General features: G+C 64.2%; 23 protein-coding genes and 1 other RNA gene. 19 read left to right on the plus strand and 5 right to left on the minus strand.

From position 1 onward, the window contains the following. Window positions 1–123 precede the first annotated feature (123 nt). From petA to ACXHGZ_RS03035, 5 genes are all read left to right on the plus strand, one after another. Window positions 124–717, plus strand: coding sequence for a ubiquinol-cytochrome c reductase iron-sulfur subunit (gene petA / locus ACXHGZ_RS03015; RefSeq protein WP_084857248.1), 594 nt, complete (start codon window positions 124–126; stop codon window positions 715–717). Further along, complete coding sequence (locus tag ACXHGZ_RS03020; RefSeq protein ID WP_084857251.1) at window positions 717–1,928, plus strand: cytochrome b; 1,212 nt, start codon at window positions 717–719, stop codon at window positions 1,926–1,928. Before petA ends, ACXHGZ_RS03020 begins: the two co-directional genes overlap by 1 nt. Continuing rightward, window positions 1,928–2,710 carry a cytochrome c1 gene (locus ACXHGZ_RS03025; RefSeq protein WP_084857253.1) on the plus strand — a complete coding sequence of 261 codons (783 nt, stop codon included), beginning with the start codon at window positions 1,928–1,930 and terminating at the stop codon, window positions 2,708–2,710. The genes ACXHGZ_RS03020 and ACXHGZ_RS03025 overlap by 1 nt, the downstream gene beginning before the upstream one ends. Before the next feature lie 122 nt (window positions 2,711–2,832). Next, a complete protein-coding gene (locus ACXHGZ_RS03030) occupies window positions 2,833–3,456 on the plus strand; it encodes a glutathione S-transferase N-terminal domain-containing protein (RefSeq protein WP_480462305.1) in 624 nt (207 codons plus the stop codon). Between the two features lie 10 nt (window positions 3,457–3,466). Continuing rightward, on the plus strand, window positions 3,467–3,886 hold the full coding sequence (locus ACXHGZ_RS03035; RefSeq protein ID WP_084857257.1) for a ClpXP protease specificity-enhancing factor: 420 nt from the start codon (window positions 3,467–3,469) through the stop codon (window positions 3,884–3,886). A 52-nt stretch (window positions 3,887–3,938) separates the two neighbouring features. Here the strand turns inward: ACXHGZ_RS03035 and ACXHGZ_RS03040 are convergent, their stop codons facing one another. From ACXHGZ_RS03040 to ACXHGZ_RS03060, 5 genes are all read right to left on the minus strand, one after another. Next, complete coding sequence (locus tag ACXHGZ_RS03040; protein ID WP_084857259.1) at window positions 3,939–4,157, minus strand: YgdI/YgdR family lipoprotein; 219 nt, start codon at window positions 4,155–4,157, stop codon at window positions 3,939–3,941. An 81-nt stretch (window positions 4,158–4,238) separates the two neighbouring features. Beyond that, entirely contained in the window at window positions 4,239–4,817 is a 579-nt protein-coding gene (locus tag ACXHGZ_RS03045) for a BON domain-containing protein (protein ID WP_084857260.1), read from the minus strand. Further along, entirely contained in the window at window positions 4,814–5,407 is a 594-nt protein-coding gene (locus ACXHGZ_RS03050) for a phosphoheptose isomerase (protein ID WP_043207486.1), read from the minus strand. Before ACXHGZ_RS03050 ends, ACXHGZ_RS03045 begins: the two co-directional genes overlap by 4 nt. A gap of 88 nt (window positions 5,408–5,495) precedes the next feature. Continuing rightward, window positions 5,496–5,867, minus strand: coding sequence for a YraN family protein (locus ACXHGZ_RS03055; RefSeq protein WP_480462308.1), 372 nt, complete (start codon window positions 5,865–5,867; stop codon window positions 5,496–5,498). After that, window positions 5,867–7,684: a penicillin-binding protein activator gene (locus ACXHGZ_RS03060; RefSeq protein ID WP_084857264.1), complete on the minus strand. Its 1,818-nt coding sequence runs from the start codon at window positions 7,682–7,684 to the stop codon at window positions 5,867–5,869. The genes ACXHGZ_RS03055 and ACXHGZ_RS03060 overlap by 1 nt, the downstream gene beginning before the upstream one ends. A gap of 268 nt (window positions 7,685–7,952) precedes the next feature. Here ACXHGZ_RS03060 and rsmI point away from each other — a divergent pair, with 268 nt between their 5' ends. From rsmI to ACXHGZ_RS03130, 14 genes are all read left to right on the plus strand, one after another. After that, on the plus strand, window positions 7,953–8,747 hold the full coding sequence (rsmI, locus tag ACXHGZ_RS03065; protein WP_253249342.1) for a 16S rRNA (cytidine(1402)-2'-O)-methyltransferase: 795 nt from the start codon (window positions 7,953–7,955) through the stop codon (window positions 8,745–8,747). A gap of 67 nt (window positions 8,748–8,814) precedes the next feature. Further along, an RNA gene (rnpB, locus tag ACXHGZ_RS03070) (RNase P RNA component class A) lies at window positions 8,815–9,174 on the plus strand. Window positions 9,175–9,484: 310 nt separating this feature from the next. After that, a complete protein-coding gene (gene mraZ, locus ACXHGZ_RS03075) occupies window positions 9,485–9,940 on the plus strand; it encodes a division/cell wall cluster transcriptional repressor MraZ (RefSeq protein ID WP_011535546.1) in 456 nt (151 codons plus the stop codon). Then, entirely contained in the window at window positions 9,937–10,884 is a 948-nt protein-coding gene (gene rsmH / locus ACXHGZ_RS03080) for a 16S rRNA (cytosine(1402)-N(4))-methyltransferase RsmH (protein WP_084857267.1), read from the plus strand. Before mraZ ends, rsmH begins: the two co-directional genes overlap by 4 nt. Further along, window positions 10,881–11,174: a cell division protein FtsL gene (gene ftsL / locus ACXHGZ_RS03085; RefSeq protein ID WP_070092339.1), complete on the plus strand. Its 294-nt coding sequence runs from the start codon at window positions 10,881–10,883 to the stop codon at window positions 11,172–11,174. The genes rsmH and ftsL overlap by 4 nt, the downstream gene beginning before the upstream one ends. Further along, window positions 11,174–12,928 carry a peptidoglycan D,D-transpeptidase FtsI family protein gene (locus ACXHGZ_RS03090; protein WP_172403020.1) on the plus strand — a complete coding sequence of 585 codons (1,755 nt, stop codon included), beginning with the start codon at window positions 11,174–11,176 and terminating at the stop codon, window positions 12,926–12,928. The genes ftsL and ACXHGZ_RS03090 overlap by 1 nt, the downstream gene beginning before the upstream one ends. After that, window positions 12,925–14,415 carry a UDP-N-acetylmuramoyl-L-alanyl-D-glutamate--2,6-diaminopimelate ligase gene (locus tag ACXHGZ_RS03095; protein WP_480462310.1) on the plus strand — a complete coding sequence of 497 codons (1,491 nt, stop codon included), beginning with the start codon at window positions 12,925–12,927 and terminating at the stop codon, window positions 14,413–14,415. The genes ACXHGZ_RS03090 and ACXHGZ_RS03095 overlap by 4 nt, the downstream gene beginning before the upstream one ends. Next, a complete protein-coding gene (locus ACXHGZ_RS03100; RefSeq protein WP_480462312.1) occupies window positions 14,408–15,775 on the plus strand; it encodes a UDP-N-acetylmuramoyl-tripeptide--D-alanyl-D-alanine ligase in 1,368 nt (455 codons plus the stop codon). Before ACXHGZ_RS03095 ends, ACXHGZ_RS03100 begins: the two co-directional genes overlap by 8 nt. Further along, window positions 15,775–16,857, plus strand: coding sequence for a phospho-N-acetylmuramoyl-pentapeptide-transferase (gene mraY / locus ACXHGZ_RS03105; protein WP_084857275.1), 1,083 nt, complete (start codon window positions 15,775–15,777; stop codon window positions 16,855–16,857). The genes ACXHGZ_RS03100 and mraY overlap by 1 nt, the downstream gene beginning before the upstream one ends. Before the next feature lie 6 nt (window positions 16,858–16,863). Next, on the plus strand, window positions 16,864–18,210 hold the full coding sequence (murD, locus tag ACXHGZ_RS03110) for a UDP-N-acetylmuramoyl-L-alanine--D-glutamate ligase (protein WP_480462315.1): 1,347 nt from the start codon (window positions 16,864–16,866) through the stop codon (window positions 18,208–18,210). Then, window positions 18,207–19,421, plus strand: a complete 1,215-nt coding sequence (gene ftsW, locus ACXHGZ_RS03115) for a putative lipid II flippase FtsW (protein ID WP_480462317.1) — start codon at window positions 18,207–18,209, stop codon at window positions 19,419–19,421. The genes murD and ftsW overlap by 4 nt, the downstream gene beginning before the upstream one ends. Then, on the plus strand, window positions 19,411–20,490 hold the full coding sequence (murG, locus tag ACXHGZ_RS03120) for an undecaprenyldiphospho-muramoylpentapeptide beta-N-acetylglucosaminyltransferase (protein WP_480462319.1): 1,080 nt from the start codon (window positions 19,411–19,413) through the stop codon (window positions 20,488–20,490). The genes ftsW and murG overlap by 11 nt, the downstream gene beginning before the upstream one ends. After that, window positions 20,483–21,937, plus strand: coding sequence for a UDP-N-acetylmuramate--L-alanine ligase (gene murC / locus ACXHGZ_RS03125; RefSeq protein ID WP_480462321.1), 1,455 nt, complete (start codon window positions 20,483–20,485; stop codon window positions 21,935–21,937). Before murG ends, murC begins: the two co-directional genes overlap by 8 nt. Continuing rightward, on the plus strand, window positions 21,934–22,890 hold the full coding sequence (locus ACXHGZ_RS03130) for a D-alanine--D-alanine ligase (RefSeq protein ID WP_084857285.1): 957 nt from the start codon (window positions 21,934–21,936) through the stop codon (window positions 22,888–22,890). Before murC ends, ACXHGZ_RS03130 begins: the two co-directional genes overlap by 4 nt.

A 22,890-nucleotide genomic window follows, 5' to 3' on the forward strand; every position in this document is an offset into this window, starting at 1 on the left:
GGGTAATCACCTTGTCAGTGTGTGGACTTGTTCCTTACCATTGCGGCCAATTTTTAGTGCCACAGACATTACTAAGTAGATGCCTGATCCAACAGGCCAAAGCAGCTGATGGGAGAGGACTGAATGAGCAATGACGGCGTCAACGCAGGCCGGCGCCGCTTCCTCGTAGCCGCCACATCCGTGGTAGGCGCAGCGGGGGCAGTGGGGGCTGCGGTACCGTTCGTGGGGTCATGGTTCCCCAGTGCCAAGGCGAAAGCCGCAGGTGCACCGGTGAAGGTCAATATCGCCAAGGTCGAGCCGGGTCAGCAGATGGTGGCTGAGTGGCGGGGGCAACCTGTTTTCATTGTGCGACGAACCGAGGAGATCCTCGGCAACCTGAAGAAGATCACCGGGGATTTGTCCGACCCCGAGTCCAAGTCGTCGGTGCAGCCGACCTATGTCGATCCGCAGAACCGCGCCATCAAACCCGAGATCCTCGTGCTGGTCGGTCTATGCACCCACCTGGGCTGCTCGCCCACGTTCCGTCCTGAAGTGGCGCCCGCCGACCTGGGGCCGAAATGGGTGGGGGGCTACTTCTGCCCTTGCCACGGTTCGCACTACGACCTGGCTGGTCGCGTCTACAAGGCGCAGCCGGCACCTCTCAACCTGCCAGTGCCTCCGCACTCGTACGAGTCGGATGACATCATCGTCATCGGCGTCGATCAGGAGAACGCATGATGAGCAAGTTCATGGACTGGATTGATGCTCGCTTCCCCGCTACCAAGATGTGGGAAGACCACCTGAGCAAGTATTACGCGCCCAAGAACTTCAACTTCTTCTACTTCTTCGGCTCCCTGGCCTTGTTGGTGCTGGTCAACCAGATCGTCACTGGCGTCTGGCTGACCATGAGTTTCACGCCGTCGGCCGAAGAGGCGTTCGCCTCGGTCGAATACATCATGCGCGACGTGGAGTACGGCTGGATCCTGCGCTACCTGCATTCCACCGGTGCTTCGGCGTTCTTCATCGTGGTGTACCTGCACATGTTCCGCGGGCTGCTCTATGGCTCGTACCAGAAGCCGCGCGAGCTGGTCTGGCTGTTCGGCATGCTGATCTACCTGGCACTGATGGCCGAGGCGTTCATGGGCTACCTGCTGCCCTGGGGCCAGATGTCCTACTGGGGCGCACAGGTGATCATCTCGCTGTTCGGTGCCATTCCGGTGATCGGCGACGACCTGACCCAGTGGATCCGTGGTGACTACCTGATCTCGGGCATCACCCTGAACCGCTTCTTCGCCCTGCACGTGATCGCCTTGCCGATCGTCATCCTGGGCCTGGTGGTGCTGCACATCCTGGCGCTGCATGAGGTGGGTTCCAACAACCCCGATGGCGTCGACATCAAGAAGAACAAGGACGAGAACGGCGTGCCGCTCGATGGCATTCCTTTCCACCCGTACTACACCGTGAAGGATATCGTCGGGGTGGTGGTGTTCCTGTTCGTGTTCTGCGCCGTGGTGTTCTTCTTCCCTGAAATGGGTGGCTACTTCCTGGAGAAACCGAACTTCGAGCAGGCGAACGCGTTCAAGACCCCCGAGCACATCGCGCCGGTATGGTACTTCACGCCGTTCTACGCGATCCTGCGTGCCGTCCCTGACAAGTTGTTCGGCGTCATCGCCATGGGCGCCGCCATTGCCGTACTGTTCGTGTTGCCCTGGCTTGACCGCAGCCCCGTGCGCTCCATGCGCTACAAGGGCTGGCTGAGCAAGATCTTCCTGCTCGTGTTCTGCGTGGCCTTCATGATCCTGGGTGTGCTGGGCGTACTGGCGCCGACGCCGGGTCGGACCTTGCTGTCGCAGGTCTGCACCGTGCTGTATTTCGCCTACTTCCTCCTGATGCCGTTCTACACCAGGCTCGAGAAGACCAAACCGGTTCCGGAAAGGGTGACTGGCTGATGAAAAAGCTAATAGCAGTATTGTTCCTGGCAGTGATGCCCGCCTTGTCCTTTGCCGCCAGCGAGCACGGCCCGGTGCTGGACAAGGTCGATATCGACCTCACCGACAAGGCCGCCATGCAGGACGGTGCGCGTACCTTCGCCAACTATTGCATGGGGTGCCATAGCGCCAAGTTCCAGCGTTACGAGCGGGTCGCCGACGACCTGGACATCCCGCACGAGCTGATGCTCGAGAAGCTGGTGTTCACCGGGGCCAAGATTGGCGACCACATGAAGATCGGCATGCAGCCCGACGATGCCAAGACCTGGTTCGGTGCGGCGCCGCCGGACCTCACCCTGGTCGCCCGCGTGCGCGGCACTGACTGGCTGTACACCTACCTGCGCAGCTTCTATGAGGACAAGTCGCGTCCTTATGGGGTGAACAACAAGGTGTTCCCGAACGTCGGCATGCCTAACGTGCTGGTGGGCTTGCAAGGCAACCAGGTGATCGGCTGCAAGCAAGTGCAGACTGTGGTCGACGGCAAGAAACAATTCGACCCGCTGACCGGCAGCCCATTGACCCATGAAGCCTGTGACCAGCTGACCATCGAGCCGAATTCCGGTACCCTGACGACCGAGCAGTTCGACGAGAAGGTCAAGAACCTGGTGACCTTCCTGGCCTATTCGGCCAACCCGGTCAAACTGGAAAGCCAGCGCATCGGTACCTATGTGTTGCTGTACCTGGCTTTCTTCTTCGTGTTCGCCTACTTGCTCAAGCGCGAATACTGGAAGGACGTGCACTGATCACGCAGTAGTTTCTGGTAGTTGAACGCGCCCTGGGGCGCCCCTTCGCGATTGCGTCGGGGTCCTCCAGGGCGCGTTTGCATTTGGAGTTTCACAAGCATCCCCATGCGAGGAGGCGCTACATGGGCGCAACCAACAGGTTAGCCTGCTATTCCGACCCCGCTGATCATTATTCTCATCGGGTACGCCTTGTTCTCGCCGAGAAGGGCGTCAGTGTACAGATTGTCGACGTCGACCCCGGTCGTCTGCCGCCCAAGCTGGTCGAAGTGAACCCTTACGGCAGTGTGCCGACGCTGGTCGATCGTGACCTGGCGCTCTACGAGCCCAGCGTGGTGATGGAGTACCTCGAGGAACGTTACCCGCACCCGCCCTTGATGCCGGTCTACCCGGTGGCCCGGGGCAACAGCCGCTTGCTGATGCATCGTATCCAGCGCGACTGGTGCGTGTTGGCGGACACCATCCTCGACCCGCGCAGCACGGATGCGGCGCGTGCCGAGGCGCGCAAGGCGCTGCGCGAAAGCCTGACAGGCGTGTCGCCGTTGTTCGGCGAGTTCTCCTGCTTCATGAGTGAGGAGCAAAGCCTGGTCGATTGTTGTCTATTACCCATATTGTGGCGGTTGCCGGTCATGGGTATCGAATTGCCGCGGCAGGCCAAGCCGCTATTGGATTACATGGAGCGGCAGTTTGCCCGCGAGCCTTTCCAGGCGAGCCTGTCCGCTGCAGAACTTGAAATGCGCAAGCTTTAAGGAGCCGTTGATGAACTCCAGTCGCCCCTATCTGGTTCGAGCGCTGTACGAGTGGATCGTCGACAACGATTGCACCCCCCACATGCTGGTCAACGCTGAATATCCGGCTGTCCAGGTTCCCCAGGGATTCGCCAGTGACGGCCAGATCGTCCTGAACATCTCCCCCAATGCCGTGCGCAGCCTGCACATGGATAACGACGCCGTGAGCTTCGAAGGTCGCTTCAGTGGTGTGGCCCATTCGCTGTTCGTGCCGGTGGGCGCGATCCTGGGCATCTATGCCCGGGAGAATGGCCAGGGCATGGTGTTCGAGCTGGAGCCGCCGTTGATGGGCGGCGACGATCTGGACGACGAAAGCGTCGAGCCGGATGACGATGGCCCGCCCGAGCCACCGCGCCCGAGTGGCCGGCCCAGCCTCAAAGTGGTCAAGTAAACAAAAAAGGCGATCCGGATGGATCGCCTTTTTTGTGTCGCGGGGCCTGTGATTACAGATCCTTGATGCTGCGCACCTGGTCCTTGTTGACGCGGGTGCGTTTGCCGTCCAGTTGCTCGAACTCGTAGAAGCCCGAATCGGCGTCGTATTCTGGGGCGTCGGTGGTCTGGAATTCGCGGCCGTCGTTGAGGGTGATCTGGCTCGGGGTGGAGCAGCCGGCCAGGGCGGCGAAGGCGCCGATTGCAAGGACGGACAGCAGGGACTTCTTCATGGGTACTTCCTGGGTTTTGGTTGAACGCTGTTGTTGCCAGTCATGGTCTCATCGCCGGCAAGCCGGCGATGCAGTTGGGTATCAATCGATGTATTCGAACAGCTTGACGATCTTCTGCACGCCCGACACACCCTGGACCACGTTGGTGGCGGCGTTGGCTTCCTGTTGGGTCACCAGGCCCAGCAGGTAGACGATGCCGTTCTCGGTGATCACCTTGATGCGCGTGCTTGGTACGTTGGCATCGCCAAGCATTTGTGCCTTGATCTTGGTGGTCAGCCAGGCGTCATTGTTGCGCGCCAGGATCGAAGAGGGCTGCATGACCTGCAGTTCGTTGTGCACCTTCTTGACCCGCTGTACCTGGCCTGCGGTTTGTTCGGCCAGGCTCTTGAGGTCGGCGCGCGGGGTCTGGCCGGCCAGCAGGACGATGCCGTTGTAGCTGCTGACGACAATGTGCGAGCCTTTGTCGAGGTCCGCGTTGGCCTTGGCGATATTCACCGAGACCTTGGTTTCGATCAGCGAGTCGTCGATCTTGCTGCCGATGGTGCGGGTGCCGCGATCATCCTCGATGGGCGAATTGCGAGCCGAGGTCAGTACCGAGCTGCAGCCGGAGATGCTCAGGCACAGGGTCAGGGCCATCAGGCCAAGGCGCTTGGGGATCATTCTTCACTCCCGAACAGTTGGCTGTCGATCAGGTCGCACAGGCAGTGGATCGCCAGCAGGTGGACTTCCTGGATTCGCGCGGTGACGTTCGACGGCACGCGGATCTCCACATCTTCAGGCAGCAACAGCGAGGCCATGCCGCCGCCGTCACGCCCAGTCAGTGCCACGACGATCATTTCACGGTCGTGCGCGGCCTGAATCGCTTGTATCACGTTGGCGGAATTGCCGCTGGTAGAGATCGCCAGCAGCACGTCGCCCGGTTGGCCCAGGGCACGGATCTGCTTGGAGAAGACTTCGTTGTAGCTGTAGTCGTTGGCGATCGAGGTCAGGGTCGAGCTGTCGGTGGTCAGGGCAATGGCCGGCAAGCTGGGGCGCTCGCGCTCGAAGCGGTTGAGCAGCTCCGAGGAGAAGTGCTGCGCGTCGCCGGCCGAGCCGCCGTTGCCGCAGGCAAGCATCTTGCCCTCGTTGAGCAGCGCATTGACCATGACCAGGCTGGCCTGCTCGATGTGGGGTGCCAGGATGTCCATCGCCTGTTGCTTGGTATCGATGCTGGCCTGGAACAGCCGGCGAATTCGGGATTGCATGTCCATCTGGTGTGACCTTAAGTGGGGCGGTGGCCGACGCGACGCGCGACAGGAACCAGCCCGCGAAACATAGAGCTAAAAAATCGGAATGGGTTCAGCATTCGAAGGCGTTTTTCAGCCATTGCAGCGGCTGGCCCGCGTGGTGGCTGCCCTGCAGGGCGACAACGTCGAAGCGGCAGGGTTGGTTGGCCCAGCGCGGCTCCTTCTGCAGGAACAGGTTGGCGGCTAGCGCCAGTCGCTTCTGCTTGCGTCTGTCGATGCTGCCGATGGCGCCGCCGAAGGCCGCATGCAACCGGTAGCGGACTTCGACGAATACTACTGTATCGGCGTCGAGCATGACCAGATCGAGCTCACCGCCCTTGCATCGCCAATTGCGCGCCAGTAGTCGCAGGCCATGTCCTCGAAGGTATTCGAGGGCATGGTTTTCCGCGGCAAGACCTGCGCTGGAAGGCGATGCGTCGGGCATCAGCGTGGGGTGTCCGGCAGGCGCTTGACCTGGCCACCGGAGAACTCGGCCCAGGGCAGTTGGCGCTCGACGCGCTGGCTGGAGCTCATGGTCAGGCTGCCGGAGAGACCTTCGATGCGGTTGTCCGGCAGGGCCTTCAGCTGGCCCAGGCGAGGGGCCAGGCTGTAGGCGTCCACGCCCATGGCGTAGAGGCGGCCGAGGCTGCCGGCCGCCTGGGGCCACTGCTGGACCACCTGCTGGCGCAGGCTGTTGCTGCTGTCGAGCAGCCAGGGGGTCTCGCAGAAGCGGATGCCGTTCATGTCGTTGTACTGGTTCACGTCACCGCTGGCGCTGTAGAGGTTGGAGGTGGCGTAGACCGGCACATCGCCTGCGTACTGGAAGTTCAGGGTCGGCTTGATCTGCTGGGCCTGCTGTGGGGTGGAGGCGAGGAAGATGAAGTCGATGTCCTGGCGCCGCGACGGTTGCGCGGCGATATTGCCGCCAACGGTGCTCTGCAGGCTCTTGGCACGACCTTCGCTCTGGCGCAGTTGGAACAGCTCGGCAATCTGCTGGGCCAGGGCGACCGGCTGGGCGATGCGTTCGGCGGCCAGCAGTGTGCCGCCATGGCCTTCCCAATCCTGGCGGAAGGCGGCGAGCACGCGATCGCCCCACTCACCGCTCGGTACCAGGGCTACGGCGCGGACCAGGCCATCGGCGCGGGCACGTCGCGAGACTTCGCGGGCTTCGTCCTCGGCGGCAAGGCCGAACTGGAACAGCTGGGGTGGTGCTTTCTGGCCGGCATCGGCGTAGTTCAGTGCCAGGGTGGTGATCGGCAGTTGCGGGTTGGCCGCGAGCTTCTTCACCAGTGGTTTTTCCAGCGGGCCGACCACCAGCTGCACGCCGGCGGCCTGGGCCTGGCGGTAGAAATCGTCCAGCGAGGTCAGGCGCGAGCTGTCGAACACCTGTACGGCAGGAGCCGGCTGACCGGATTGCTGGGCCTGGAAGTGGGCCGCCATGAAGCCGTCGCGCAGGGCGCGGGCGACGCCGGCCAGCGGGCCTTCCTGGGGCAGCAGCAGGGCGATCTTGGTCAGCGGCTGGCTGGCCAGCTCCTTGAGCTTGACCAGGGCCAGGGGCAGTTGCTTGGCGGCAGGGTGTTCCGGGTGCTGGTTGCGCCAGGTGTCGATGGCGGCCTGTTGCTGCTCCAGGGTGCCGGCGCTCTTCACCGCCAGGGCCAGGCTGGTCCAGCCGGCCAGGGTTTCGTTGGCGGCGGGCTGTTGCAGCTGTTCGGCCGGCAGCGAGGCGACCAATGCCCAGATCGAGTCGTTGTTGGCGGCAGCAGCCTGGTCGCTGAGCAGAGGCGCGAGCAACACGCGCTGTTGGGCGGCGGCCAGTGCCTGACCATCGGCCTCGAGGGCGGCGGCATGGACGCTGTAGGTGCGTGCCTGCTGCTCCTGCGGCAGTTCGCCCAGGCGCTGCAGGCTCGGGTGGGCGAGGGCGGTCAGGGCGGCCTTGGGCTGGTTGCGGCTCATGGCGAGCTCGGCAGCGAGGGTGCTGGCGAACACCTGCTGGGCAGGCTTGAGCGAGTCCAGCGGGACCTGCTCGAGAATGCGTGCGGCGCGTGGGTAGTCCTTCTGCTTGTAGGCCAGGTCGGCGGCGCTCAGGCGCAGCAGGGCGGCATCTTCAGCGGACTTGCTGGTGGCGGCCTTGTCGAGCAGTTGCTCGATGCTGGCATCCGGGGTGCGTGGCAGTTCGCCCAGGCTGGATGAGGGCGAGCTGGCGCAGGCTGCCAGCAGGGCAGCCAGGCAGAGGGCTGTGAACAGCCGCAGGCAAGCGATCATGTAAAAGTCCTATTACTCGATCAAGTTGGCCGGCAATTGTACCCAAGCGTCGGCCGGGGTGCGATGTCGCTGACGTTGATCCTTCAATATAGGTCGCCTTGCGGGGCTTGCCGGCGAAGTTCTTTGCGCGTTGTTGCGGGCGCTCGGGCTACAATGGCGCCTTTGATCCACATGACAGGTATGCGCAGTGACTGATGGTGCAGGGGCTTCGAAATCCACGGTGGGCACGCTTTACGTGGTCGCCACGCCAATCGGCAACCTCGACGACATGAGTGCCCGGGCCCTCAAGGTGCTGGCCAACGTGGCGCTGATCGCCGCCGAGGACACCCGTCACTCGGTGCGCCTGCTCCAGCACTTCGGCATCGATACGCCTCTGGCCGCCTGCCATGAGCACAACGAGCGCGACGAGGGTGGGCGCTTCATCACTCGCCTGCTGGCCGGTGATGACGTGGCCCTGGTGTCCGACGCGGGCACGCCGTTGATTTCAGACCCCGGCTACCATCTGGTGCGCCAGGCGCGCGCCGCCGGGGTGCAGGTGGTGCCGGTGCCGGGCGCTTGCGCCTTGATCGCCGCGTTGTCTGCGGCCGGCCTGCCGTCGGACCGGTTCATCTTCGAAGGTTTCCTGCCCGCCAAGGCGGCTGGCCGTCGCGCGCGCCTGGAGCAGGTCAAGGAGGAGCCGCGTACCTTGATCTTCTACGAGGCGCCGCACCGTATCCTCGAGTGCCTGGAGGACATGGAAGCGGTATTCGGCGCGCAGCGCCCGGCGGTGCTGGGCCGTGAGCTGACCAAGGCCTTCGAGACGCTCAAGGGGTTGCCGTTGGGTGAGTTGCGAGCCTTCGTCGCAGGCGACAGCAACCAACAGCGTGGAGAGTGCGTGGTTCTGGTGGGCGGCTGGAGTGCTCCCGAGGATGAGCAGGCCATCGGCAGCGAAGCGCAGCGCGTGTTGGACCTGCTGCTGGCGGAGCTGCCACTCAAGCGTGCGGCTGCGCTGGCGGCGGAAATCACCGGTGTGCGCAAGAACCTGCTCTATCAGGTGGCATTGGAAAAACAAAAAGCGCAGTAGTGGCAAAGTGACATGGTTCATTGTGTCACTTGTTCTTGGGCGCTTGTGCCGTTAACCTTGTCGGCGGAGAGTCGATTGGACAGTCGCTGCCTTCTTTTGTTCCGCAAAAGAGGGGGGAGGAAAGTCCGGGCTCCATAGGGCAGAGTGCCAGGTAATGCCTGGGGGGCGCGAGCCTACGGAAAGTGCCACAGAAAACAACCGCCTAAGCACTTCGGTGCCGGTAAGGGTGAAAAGGTGCGGTAAGAGCGCACCGCGCGACTGGTAACAGTTCGTGGCTAGGTAAACCCCACTCGGAGCAAGACCAAATAGGGTTCCATACGGCGTGGCCCGCGTCGGAACCGGGTAGGTTGCTAAAGGCGTCCAGTGATGGCCGTCGTAGAGGAATGACTGTCCTCGACAGAACCCGGCTTACAGATCGACTCTCCACCTCCTTCCTTCCCTGCTTGAATCGTCAGCAGATACGTCCCGGTAATACCAAAAAAATCTTACTCTTAATAAATCACTTTAAGTTCTCACTCTATCCGCTTGAGTGAACTTGATTTTTCTCGCCAGTTTTTCCTTCCGGTAATGCTTCCTCCTTCCTTTGTTGCGCTAAATCTCCGTCCTGTAAGGGATTTCCTTCTGAACGTGCCTTGACGGTGTGCCGGACGGATTCCTATAGTGTGCGCAAGTGGCAGAAAGTGGGATGAAGTGGGTTTTCTGACACAAAAAAGCTAACATTGTGGGGAATCGCAGCCGTGTTCCGCGGAGCTAACGCCGTCAGCCTCGATGCAAAGGGCCGACTCGCCATGCCGAGTCGGTACCGTGACGAGCTCGATTCGCGTTGCAATGGTCAATTGATCGTGACCATCGACGCGGTGGACCCCTGCTTGTGTGTTTATCCCCTCGATGAGTGGGAACAGATAGAAGCCAAGTTGCGTGCCTTGCCGTCGCTGCGTGAGGAAAACCGCCGTTTGCAGCGTTTGCTGATCGGTAATGCGGTGGACCTGGAGCTCGATGGCAGTGGCCGTTTCCTGGTACCGCCCCGCCTGCGCGAATACGCCAAGCTCGACAAGAAGGCGATGCTGGTGGGGCAGCTGAACAAATTCCAGCTGTGGGATGAGGATGCCTGGAACGCGGTTTCGGCAGCTGATCTTGCAGCTATCCAACAACCGGGCGCCATGCCCGACGATTTGCGTGACCTGATCCTGTGACGATAGATAGCGGCTTCAACCACATCACCGTGCTGCTCGACGAGGCTGTCGAGGCATTGGCCCTGCGCGCCGACGGTTGCTATCTGGACGGCACGTTCGGCCGGGGCGGGCATAGCCGCCTGATCCTCAGCAAGCTCGGGCCGCAAGGGCGGCTGCTGGGCTTCGACAAAGATCCACAAGCGATTGCCACGGGGCAAGCGCTGGCGGCCGAAGACGGCCGCTTTGTCATTGTGCAGCGCAGCTTTGCCGAGATGGGCGATGAAGTCGCCCAGCGTGGCTTGGACGGCAAGGTCAGCGGCGTACTGCTCGACCTGGGCGTGTCGTCGCCGCAGCTGGACGACCCAGAGCGCGGCTTCAGCTTCCTCAATGATGGCCCTTTGGATATGCGCATGAACCCGGACCAGGGCATCAGCGCTGCCGAGTTCATCGCCACCGCGCCCGAAGAAGAAATCGCCCGTGTCTTCAAGGAGTACGGCGAAGAGCGTTTCGCCAAGCGCATGGCGCGCGCCGTGGTGCAGCGCCGCGAGCAGCAGCCGTTCACCCGCACGGCCGACCTGGCCGAAGTCCTCAAGGTCGCCAACCCGGCCTGGGAGAAGGGCAAGAACCCGGCGACCCGCGCCTTCCAGGGCCTGCGCATCCATGTCAACAACGAACTGGGCGACCTGGAGGCGGGCCTGGAGGCTGCTATCGAGGCGCTGGAGGTCGGTGGCCGCCTGGCGGTGATCAGCTTCCACTCGCTCGAAGATCGCATCGTCAAGCTGTTCATGCGCAAACTGGCCAAGGGCGAGGCGGACAACCTGCCGCGCAACCTGCCGGTGCAACACAAGGTGTTCGAGCCGAAGATCCGCCTGATCGGCAAAGCACAGTTCGCCTCTGAAGCCGAACTCAAGGCCAACCCGCGGGCGCGCAGCGCCGTCATGCGGGTGGCGGAGAAATTGCGGTGAGCCGGCTGTTCGCCAAGCCCCTGCCAGGCGGAAGCTTCCTGATGCTTCTGCTGTTCGTCGGCGTCCTGGTTTCGGCCATTGCCGTGTCCTACAGCGCCCACTGGAACCGCCAACTGCTCAACACGCTGTACGGTGAACTGAACGAGCGTGACAAGGCCCAGGCCGAATGGGGCCGGCTGATCCTCGAGCAAAGCACATGGACGGCTCACAGCCGTATCGAGAACCTGGCCTCCGAGCAATTGAAGATGCGCGTGCCGGCCGCTGACGAAGTGCGGATGGTGGCGCCATGATGAAGCTTGAAGGCGCACTCTACCCCTGGCGCTTCCGGGTGGTGATCGCATTGCTGGCGTTGATGGTCGGCGCGATCGCCTGGCGCATCATCGACCTGCAGGTGGTCGATCGCGACTTCCTCAAGGGCCAGGGCGATGCCCGCAGCCTGCGCCATATTCCCATTCCCGCGCACCGTGGCCTGATCACCGACCGCAACGGCGAGCCGTTGGCAGTCAGTACGCCGGTCACCACCTTGTGGGCCAACCCCAAGGAAATGCAGGCCTCCCGCGAGCGCTGGCCACAACTGGCCGCCGCACTCGGGCAGAACCCGCAGCAGCTGGCCGACCGCCTGACCCAGCAGGCCGGCAAGGAATTCATCTACCTGGTGCGAGGCCTGACCCCGGAGCAGGGGCAGCAGGTGCTTGACCTCAAGGTGCCGGGTGTCTACGGCATGGAGGAATTCCGGCGCTTCTATCCGGCCGGTGATGTCACCGCGCACATGGTCGGTTTCACCGACCTGGACGACCACGGTCGCGAAGGGGTGGAGCTGGCCTATGACGAATGGCTCGCCGGGGTGCCCGGCAAGCGGCAGGTGATCAAGGACCGGCGCGGCCGGTTGATCAAGGACATCCAGGTGACCAAGAACGCCAAGGCCGGCAAGACCTTGGCGTTGTCGATCGACCTGCGCCTGCAATACCTGGCCACCCGCGAGCTGCGCAACGCCATCGCCGAGCAGGAAGCCAAGGCCGGCAGTCTGGTGATCATGGACGTCAAGACCGGCGAGGTCCTGGCCATGGTCAACCAGCCGACCTACAACCCGAACAACCGCCGCAGCATGTTCCCCGCGGCCATGCGCAACCGGGCGATCATCGACGTGTTCGAGCCAGGCTCCACGGTCAAGCCGATCTCCATGAGTGCCGCCCTGCAGAGCGGTCGCTGGAAACCTACCGACAAGGTCGAGGTCTACCCCGGCAGCCTGCAGATCGGCCGCTACACCATCAAGGACGTGTCCCGCAGCGAGGGGCCGATCCTCGACCTGACCGGCATCCTGATCAACTCCAGTAACGTGGGCATGAGCAAGATCGCCTTCGACATCGGCGGCGAGGCGATCTACCGGGTCATGTCGCAACTGGGGCTTGGCCAATACACCGGCTTGGGTTTCCCGGGCGAGCGCGTTGGCAACCTGCCTAACCATCGTGAGTGGCGCAAGGCTGAAACCGCCACCTTGTCCTATGGCTATGGCGTTTCGGTGACCGCTTTGCAACTGGTGCATGCCTACGCGGCCTTGGCCAACGACGGCAAGATGGTGCCGTTGTCCATCGTCAAGGTCGACAAGGCTCCTGATGCTGTGCAGGCGATCCCGAAAGATACGGCTGAGACCGTCCAAGCGATGTTGCAACAGGTGATCGAGGCGCCGCGGGGCGTGTTCCGTGCGCAGGTGCCGTTCTATCACGTGGGCGGCAAGTCGGGTACGGCGCGTAAGGTTTCCGTGGGCGCCAAGGGCTACCGGGAAAACGCCTACCGCTCGTTGTTCGCGGGCTTCGGCCCGATGAGCGACCCGCGCTACGCCATCGTCGTGGTCATCGACGAGCCGAGCAAGGGGGGCTATTTCGGCGGTCTGGTATCGGCCCCGGTATTCAGCAAGGTGATGTCGGGCACCCTGCGCCTGATGAACGTGCCGCCGGACAACCTGCCACCGCCACCGGCCCCTTCGGCGACCCAGCCCCAGACCCAGCAGGCCAGCGCAGTACCCGCCAATGGAGGGCGTGGTTGATGACAATGCCATTGAGCAAGCTTTTCGCCCATGCCAGCCGCGATCCGTTGATCCGCGAGCTGACCCTCGACAGCCGCCTGGTCCGGCCGGGTGACCTGTTCCTGGCGGTGCCCGGTGCCAAGGTCGACGGCCGTGCGCACATTGCCGATGCACTGGCTCGCGGCGCTGCCGCCGTGGCCTACGAAGAGCAGGGCGCCAGCGTCCTGCCGCTCACCGAGGCGCCCTTGATCCCGGTGCGTGGCCTGATCGGCCAGTTGTCGGAGATCGCCGGGCGCTTCTACGGCGAGCCCAGCCGCCAGCTCGACCTGGTGGGTGTCACCGGTACCAACGGCAAGACCAGCGTCACCCAGCTGGTGGCCCAGGCCCTCGATGCGTTGGGCCAGCGTTGCGGGCTGATCGGCACGCTGGGTACCGGTTTCTATGGCGAGCTGCGCAGCGGCCGCCTGACCACCCCAGACCCTATCGCTGTGCAGGCGACCCTGAACGACCTCAAGAAAGGTGGCGCCAAGGCCGTGGCCATGGAGGTTTCCTCTCACGCCCTGGAGCAGGGCCGGGTCGCCGCCCTGGCCTTCGATATCGCGGTGATGACCAACCTGTCCCGCGATCACCTGGACTACCACGGCAGCATGGAGGCCTACGAGGCCGCCAAGGCCAAGCTGTTCGCCTGGCCGAACCTGCGTTGCCAGGTGGTCAACCTGGACGATGAGTTCGGGCGTCGCCTGGCTGAAGACTTTGCCCGGCGTCCGAGCCCCGAGCATGTCGAAACCCGGCTGCTCAGCTACAGCCTGGAAAACCCGGACGCCTCGCTGTTCTGCCGCGAAGCCCATTTCGATGACGATGGCGTGCGCGCCATCCTGGTCACCGCCCAGGGTGAACATACCCTGCGCAGCCAGTTGCTGGGCCGCTTCAACCTGAGCAACATGCTCGCCGCGGTCGCCACGCTGTTGGCGCTGGACTACCCGCTGGACGAAGTCCTCAAGGTCACCCCGCAGCTGCAAGGCCCAGTCGGTCGCATGCAGCGTCTGGGAGGCGGCGACAAGCCGCTGGTGGTGGTCGACTACGCGCACACCCCGGACGCTCTGGAAAAAGTCTTGGAAGCCCTGCGCCCCCACGCCCACGGCCGCCTGCTGTGCCTGTTCGGCTGTGGTGGCGACCGCGATCGCGGCAAGCGTCCGCTGATGGCCGAAGTGGCCGAGCGCCTGGCCGATCGCGTGCTGGTCACCGATGACAACCCGCGCACCGAAGACCCCCTGCGGATCTTCGATGACATCCGCCCCGGCTTTGCCAAGCCCGCCGAGGTCGAGTTCGTCGCCGGCCGTGGCGAGGCCATCGGCCGCCTGATCGCCACGGCTGCGGCTGACGATGTGATCGTGCTGGCCGGCAAAGGGCATGAGGACTACCAGGAGATCGACGGCCAGCGCCATGACTTCTCCGACTTGATCGAAGCCGAAAAGGCACTTGCAGCCTGGGAGGCGACCGATGCTTAAGCCCATGACACTCAGCCAGCTGGCCACGCCGCTGCAGGCACGTGTGGTCGGTGCCGATGCCAGCTTTATCGGCGTGAGCATCGACAGCCGTACCGTGGCTGCCGGCCAGCTGTTCATCGCCCTGGCCGGGCCGCGTTTCGATGGCCACGATTACCTGGCCGATGTGAAGGCCAAGGGCGCCGTCGCCGCTCTGGTCGAACGCGAAGTCGCCGATGTCGACCTGCCGCAGCTGCTGGTCGCCGACTGCCGCGTCGCCCTGGGCCAGCTCGGCGCCCTGAACCGTGGCGCGTTCGACAAGCCGGTGGTGGCCATCACCGGCTCCAGCGGCAAGACCACGGTCAAGGAAATGCTGGCCAGCATCCTGCGTACCCGTGGCCCGGTGCTTGCGACCCGTGGCAACCTGAACAACGACCTCGGCGCGCCGCTGACCTTGTTGGAGATCGCGCCTGAACACAGCGCCGCGGTGATCGAGCTGGGGGCCTCGCGTATCGGCGAGATCCGCTACACCGTCGGCCTGACCCAACCCCAAGTGGCCATCATCAACAATGCCGGCACTGCCCATGTGGGCGAGTTCGGTGGCCCTGAAAAGATCGTCGAGGCCAAGGGCGAGATTCTCGAAGGCCTGAGCGAGGGGGGCACCGCCATCCTCAACCTGGCCGACAAGGCCTTCGATACCTGGCGCAGGCGTGCGGGCGAGCACCGTGTCCTGAGTTTCGCCCTGGACAACCCGCAGGCCGACTTCCATGCCAGCGACATCGGTCGCGACGCCCGAGGCTGCCCGTCGTTCACCTTGCATGGCCCGGACGGCAGCGTCCCGGTGCAACTGAACCTGCTGGGTACCCATAACGTCAGCAACGCCTTGGCCGCCGCCGCCGCCGCCCATGCCGTCGGTCTGAGCCTGAGCGGTATCGCCGCAGGCCTTGGCGCAGTGCAGCCGGTCAAGGGCCGTACCGTGGCGCAGATCGCGCCCAACGGCGTGCGGGTGATCGACGACAGCTACAACGCAAATCCCACCTCGATGTGCGCCGCCATTGATATACTCGCCGGCTTTTCCGGCCGCACCGTCCTGGTGCTCGGAGATATCGGCGAACTGGGGCAATGGGCGCAGGAAGGCCACCGTCAGGTGGGCGACTATGCGCGCGGCAAGGTCGACGCCCTGTATGCGGTGGGTACCAACATGGCCCATGCGGTTGCGGCGTACGGTGCCAATGGCCGTCATTTCGCTACTCAGGCTGAGCTTATCGATGCCGTTCGCGCCGAGACTGCCAGCGACACCACTATCTTGATCAAGGGCTCGCGCAGCGCTGCGATGGAAAACGTCGTGGCGGCCTTGTGCGGTTCCAGCGGGGAGAAACATTAATGCTGCTGCTGTTGGCCGAGTATCTGCAACAGTTCCACAAGGGCTTCGCGGTCTTCCAGTACCTGTCCCTGCGCGGGATCCTGGGCGTGTTGACCGCATTGTCCCTGGCGCTGTGGCTGGGGCCGTGGATGATCCGTACCCTGCAGATTCGCCAGATCGGTCAGGCCGTGCGCAACGACGGCCCGCAATCGCACCTGTCCAAGTCCGGCACCCCGACCATGGGCGGTGCGCTGATCCTGTCCGCCATCGGCATCAGCACCTTGCTGTGGGCCGACCTGACCAACCGCTACGTCTGGGTCGTGCTGATCGTCACTTTGCTGTTCGGCGCCATCGGCTGGGTCGATGACTACCGCAAGGTGATCGAGAAGAACTCCCGCGGGCTGCCAAGCCGCTGGAAGTACTTCTGGCAGTCGGTGTTCGGTCTGGGGGCCGCAGTGTTCCTCTACATGACTGCGCCGACCAGCGTGGAGACCACCCTGATCGTGCCGATGCTCAAGGATGTGACCATTCCGCTGGGCATCGGCTTCGTCGTGCTGACCTATTTCGTCATCGTTGGCTCGAGCAATGCGGTCAACCTGACCGACGGCCTCGATGGCCTGGCGATCATGCCGACGGTGATGGTCGGCGGTGCCCTGGGCATCTTCTGCTACCTGTCGGGCAACGTGAAGTTTGCCGAATACCTGCTGATCCCCTACGTGCCGGGCGCCGGCGAGCTGATCGTGTTCTGCGGCGCGCTGATCGGCGCCGGGCTGGGCTTCCTGTGGTTCAACACCTATCCGGCACAGGTCTTCATGGGCGATGTCGGCGCACTGGCGTTGGGCGCGGCCCTGGGCACCATCGCGGTCATCGTTCGCCAGGAGATCGTGCTGTTCATCATGGGCGGCGTGTTCGTCATGGAGACCCTTTCGGTGGTGATCCAGGTGGCCTCCTTCAAGCTGACCGGCAAGCGCGTGTTCCGCATGGCGCCGATTCACCACCACTTTGAACTCAAGGGTTGGCCCGAGCCGCGGGTGATCGTCCGATTCTGGATCATCACCGTGATTCTGGTGCTGATCGGCCTTGCCACCCTGAAACTGAGGTAGACGAGCGTGTCACTGATCGCTTCCGACCAATTCCGCATCGTTGTCGGCCTCGGCAAGAGCGGCATGTCCCTGGTTCGCTTCCTGGCGAACCGGGGCATCGCCTTTGCGGTCGCCGACACCCGCGAGCAGCCGCCGGAACTGGACACCCTGCGCCGTGAATACCCGCAGGTGGAAGTGCGCTGTGGCGAATTGGACGTGGACTTCCTGTGCCGCGCCAGCGAACTCTATGTCAGCCCAGGCCTGGCGCTGGCCACTCCGGCGCTGCAGCAGGCTGCCGCACGTGGCGTGAAGCTGTCCGGCGACATCGAGCTGTTCGCACGTTTCGCCAAGGCGCCGATCGTGGCCATCAGCGGCTCCAACGCCAAAAGCACCGTGACCACCCTGGTCGGCGAGATGGCGGCCAAGGCCGGCAAGCGCGTGGCCGTGGGCGGCAACCTGGGCACTCCGGCGCTGGACCTGCTGGACGACACCGTGGAGCTGTACGTTCTTGAGCTGTCCAGCTTCCAGCTGGAGACCACCGACCAGCTCAACGCCGAAGTGGCCACCGTGCTGAACATCAGTGAAGACCACATGGACCGCTACAGTGGCCTGCCGGCCTATCACCTGGCCAAGCACCGGATCTTCCGTGGCGCGCGTCAGGTAGTGGTCAACCGCCAGGATGCCCTGAGCCGGCCTTTGCCGGTCGAAGGCCGCCCATGCTGGACCTTCGGTCTCAATACTCCGGACTTCAAGGCCTTCGGCTTGCGTGAAGTGAACGGCGAGAAGCACCTGGCCTTCGAGTTCCAGGCATTGATGCCAGTGCGCGAGCTGAAGATCCGTGGTGCCCACAACCAGAGCAACGCCCTGGCCGCCCTGGCCCTGGGCCATGCCGTGGGCCTGCCGTTCGCCCCGATGCTCGAAGCCCTGCGCGAATTCGCCGGGCTCGCCCACCGCTGCCAATGGGTGCGCGAGCGCAATGGCGTCAACTGGTACGACGACTCCAAGGCCACCAATGTCGGTGCCGCCCTGGCGGCGATCGAAGGCCTGGGCGCGGATATCGATGGCAAGCTGGTGTTGATCGCCGGTGGCGATGGCAAGGGCGCCGATTTCTCTGCCCTGCGCGAACCAGTGGCGCGTTTCTGCCGCGCGGTGGTGCTGCTCGGCCGTGACGCCGAACGCCTGGCCGAGTCGCTGGGCGAGGGCGTGCGCCAGGTCAGGGTCAAGACCCTGGACGAAGCGGTGCAGCAGTGCGCCGAGCTGGCCCAGCCAGGGGACGCCGTGCTGCTGTCGCCGGCCTGCGCCAGCCTGGACATGTTCAAGAACTTCGAAGAACGCGGGCGCCTGTTCGCCCAGGCGGCGGGAGGGCTGGCATGATCTTCGGCATCCTCAAGCCCTACCCATCGCCACTGATCAGCGGTCGCGGCATCGATCTGGACTTCGCCTTCCTCGCCGGTTGCCTGGCGCTGCTCGGCCTGGGCCTGGTGATGATCACCTCGGCGTCGTCGGAAGTCGCCGCGGTACAGTCGGGCAACCCGCTGTACCACATGTTCCGGCACTTGGTGTATGTAGCCCTGGGCCTGGTCGCCTGCGGCGCCACCTTGCTGGTCCCGATCGCCACCTGGCAACGCATGGGCTTCACCATGCTGGTCGGCGCCTTCGGCCTGCTGGTGCTGGTGCTGGTGCCGGGCATCGGCCGGGAAGTGAACGGCTCGATGCGCTGGATCGGCTTCAGCTTCTTCAACGTCCAGCCTTCGGAGATCGCCAAGGTCTTCGTGGTCATTTACCTGGCTGGCTACCTGGTTCGTCGGCAACAGGAAGTGCGCGAAAGCTGGATGGGCTTCTTCAAGCCGTTCATCGTCCTGCTGCCGATGGCAGGCCTGTTGCTGATGGAGCCGGACTTCGGGGCCACCGTGGTCATGATGGGCGCTGCGGCGGCCATGCTGTTCCTTGGCGGGGTGGGTCTGTTCCGCTTCAGCCTGATGGTGGCGCTGGCAGTGGTGGCGGTGTTCGTCCTGGTCCAGGCGCAACCCTACCGGATGGCGCGCCTGATCACCTTCACCGACCCATGGGCCGACCAGTTCGGCTCCGGCTACCAGCTGACCCAGGCGCTGATCGCCTTCGGTCGCGGCGAATGGCTGGGCGTGGGCCTGGGCAACAGTGTGCAGAAGCAGTTCTACCTGCCCGAGGCGCACACCGACTTCGTGTTCTCGGTACTGGCCGAGGAGCTGGGTGTGATCGGCTCGCTGTGCACCGTGGCGCTGTTCGTCTTCGTCACCGTGCGTGCCCTGTACATCGGCCTGTGGGCCGAGAAGGCGAAGCAGTTCTTCGCCGCCTACATGGCATTCGGCCTGGCTTTCCTGTGGATCGGCCAGTTCCTGATCAACATCGGTGTGAACGTCGGCCTGCTGCCTACCAAGGGCCTGACCTTGCCGTTCCTCAGCTACGGCGGCAGTTCCCTGGTGATCTGCTGTGCCTGTGTGGGCTTGTTGCTGCGCATCGAATGGGAGAGCCGCACGCACCTGGGCAGCGAGGAGCACGAATTCAAGGAAAGCGATTTTGCCGAGGAGACCTATCATGGCCGCTGACGGCAAGAACGTCCTGATCATGGCTGGCGGCACCGGAGGGCATGTGTTCCCGGCCCTGGCCTGTGCCCGCGAATTCCAGGCCCGCGGTTACAGCGTGCACTGGCTGGGTACCCCGCGTGGCATCGAAAACGAACTGGTGCCCCAGGCGGGCCTGCCGCTGCACCTGATCCAGGTCAGCGGCCTGCGTGGCAAGGGCAAGCTGTCGCTGCTCAAGGCGCCGTTCACCTTGGTCAAGGCTGTGCTCCAGGCGCGGCGTGTCATTCGCCAGCTCAAGCCGGTATGCGTGCTGGGCTTCGGCGGTTACGTGACCGGCCCCGGCGGCGTTGCCGCACGGCTGTGCGGCGTTCCGCTGGTGATTCACGAGCAGAATGCCCGCGCCGGTACCGCCAATCGGCTGCTGGTGCCATTGTCGGCCCGTGTCTGCGAGGCTTTCCCGGACACCTTCGAGGCCAGCGACAAGCGCCGTACCACTGGTAACCCGGTACGCCCGGAGCTGTTCCTGGACGCCCATCGCGCGCCCCTGGCCGAGCGTCGTGCACGCCTGTTGGTGCTCGGCGGCAGCCTGGGTGCGGAACCATTGAACAAATTGCTGCCTAAGGCCCTGTCGGAGGTGCCCGCCAGTGTACGCCCCGAGGTGTTCCACCAGGCCGGCAAGCAGCATGCGCCGATCACCGCCGAGCGTTATCGCCAGGCCGGGGTCGAGGCTCAGGTAGAGCCCTTCATCAAGGACATGGCCCACGCCTATGGCTGGGCCGACATGGTGGTCTGCCGGGCCGGTGCCCTGACCGTCAGCGAACTGGCGGCCGCAGGCCTGCCCTCGGTGCTGGTGCCCTTGCCCCACGCCATCGATGACCACCAGACCCATAACGCCCAATACCTGGCACGTGAAGGCGCCGCCTTCCTGATGCCACAAGCGACAACTGGCGCAGCGCAGCTCGCTGAACGCCTGAACGAGGTGCTGATGCAACCCGAGAAACTCAACACCATGGCCAGCACCGCACGGCGCCTGGCCAAACCTGCCGCAACCAGCACCGTGGTCGACATCTGCCTGGAGGTGGCCCATGGTTGAGAGCCAGAAAGCCATGCCCCAGCCGAAGATGGGCCGTATCCGTCGTATCCACTTCGTCGGTGTCGGCGGCGTGGGCATGTGCGGCATCGCCGAAGTGCTGCTGAACCTGGGTTACCAGGTGTCCGGCTCCGACCTCAAGGCCTCGCCGGTTACCGAGCGCCTGGAGTCGTTCGGTGCCGAGATCTTCGTCGGCCACCGCGCCGAGAACGCGGCCAACGCCGATGTGCTGGTGGTATCCAGCGCGATCAACCCGGCCAACCCGGAAGTCGCTACCGCCCTGGAACGTCGCATTCCCGTGGTGCCACGCGCCGAGATGCTCGCCGAGCTGATGCGCTACCGCCATGGCATCGCCGTGGCCGGCACCCATGGCAAGACCACCACCACCAGCCTGCTGGCCTCGGTATTCGCCGCCGGCGGCCTGGACCCGACCTTCGTCATCGGCGGCCGCCTGACTGCCGCCGGCACCAACGCCCAGCTCGGCACCAGCCGCTATCTGATCGCCGAGGCCGACGAGAGCGACGCCAGCTTCCTGCACCTGCAGCCGATGGTCGCGGTGGTCACCAATATCGACGCCGACCACATGGCCACCTATGAGGGCGACTTCAACAAGCTGAAGAAAACCTTCGTCGAATTCCTGCACAACCTGCCGTTCTACGGCCTGGCGGTGATGTGCCTGGACGACCCGGTGGTGCGTGAGATCCTGCCGCAGGTCAAGCGCCCGACCGTCACCTACGGCTTCAGCGACGAGGCGGACATCCGCGCGATCAACGTGCGCCAGCAGGGCATGCAAACGCACTTCACCGTGTTGCGCCGCGACTGCGAGCCGCTGGACGTCTCGGTCAACATGCCGGGCAACCACAACGTGCTCAATGCCCTGGCCACCATCGCCATCGCCACTGACGAAGGCATCAGCGACGAAGCCATCGTCCAGGGGCTGTCCGGCTTCCAGGGCGTCGGCCGACGCTTCCAGGTGTATGGCGAGCTGCCGGTCGAAGGTGGCAGCGTGATGCTGGTCGACGACTACGGCCACCACCCGACCGAAGTGGCTGCGGTGATCAAGGCGGTGCGTGGCGGCTGGCCGAGCCGGCGCCTGGTGATGGTCTACCAGCCGCACCGCTACAGCCGTACCCGCGACCTGTACGACGATTTCGTGCAGGTGCTGGCCGACGCCAACGTGCTGTTGCTGATGGAGGTGTACCCGGCCGGCGAAGAGCCGATCCCCGGTGCCGACAGCCGCCAGCTGTGCCACAGCATCCGCCAGCGCGGCCAGCTGGACCCGATCTACATCGAGCGTGGTGTCGACCTGGCACCGCTGGTCAAGCCACTGCTGCGCGCCGATGACATCCTGCTGTGCCAGGGCGCCGGTGACATCGGCGGCCTGGCCCCGCAACTGATCAAGAGCCCGCTGTTCGCTGGCGCCGTCGCCAGCCCGGAGAAGTCGAAATGAGCAGCGCATACGCCAAGTTGCATTCCACCCTGGACGTGAAGGCCTTCGGGCGGGTCGCCGTGCTGTACGGAGGCAAGAGCGCCGAGCGCGAAGTCTCGCTCAAGTCCGGCAAGGCCGTGCTGCAGGCGCTGACCGACGCCGGGGTCGACGTGGTCGGCATCGATGTAGGCGATGACCTGCTGGCTCGCCTGCAGAGCGAGAAGATCGACCGCGCCTTCATCATCCTCCATGGTCGTGGCGGCGAAGACGGCAGCATGCAGGGCCTGCTGGAGTGCCTGGGCATTCCCTACACCGGCAGCGGCATCCTCGCCTCGGCGCTGGCCATGGACAAGCTGCGTACCAAGCAGGTCTGGCAGAGCCTGGGCATCCCGACCCCGCGCCACGCCGTGCTGGGTAACGAAAACGATTGTGTCGAGGCGGGCACGGAACTGGGCTTCCCTTTGATCGTCAAACCGGCCCATGAAGGTTCCAGTATCGGCATGGCCAAGGTGAACAGCGTCGAAGAGCTGGTCGCTGCCTGGAAGGATGCCGCCAAGTACGATTCCCAAGTGTTGGTCGAACAGTGGATTCGCGGCCCGGAGTTCACCGTCGCGGTGCTGCGTGGCCAGGTGCTGCCGCCGATCGCGCTGGGCACCCCGCATGTGTTCTACGACTACGACGCCAAGTACATCGCCAATGACACCCAGTACCGCATCCCGTGCGGACTGGACAGTGCCAAGGAACAGGAACTGATCGACCTGACCGCGCGCGCCTGTGATGCCATTGGCATCGAAGGCTGGGGCCGGCTGGACGTGATGCAGGACGAGCAGGGCCGGTTCTGGCTGCTCGAAGTCAACACCGCACCCGGCATGACCGACCATAGCCTGGTGCCCATGGCGGCCCGCGCGGCCGGCCTGGACTTCCAGCAATTGGTGCTGGCGATCCTGGCCGCCAGCGTCGAGACGCGAGGTTAA

This window comes from Pseudomonas shiyinii, assembly GCF_056725765.1.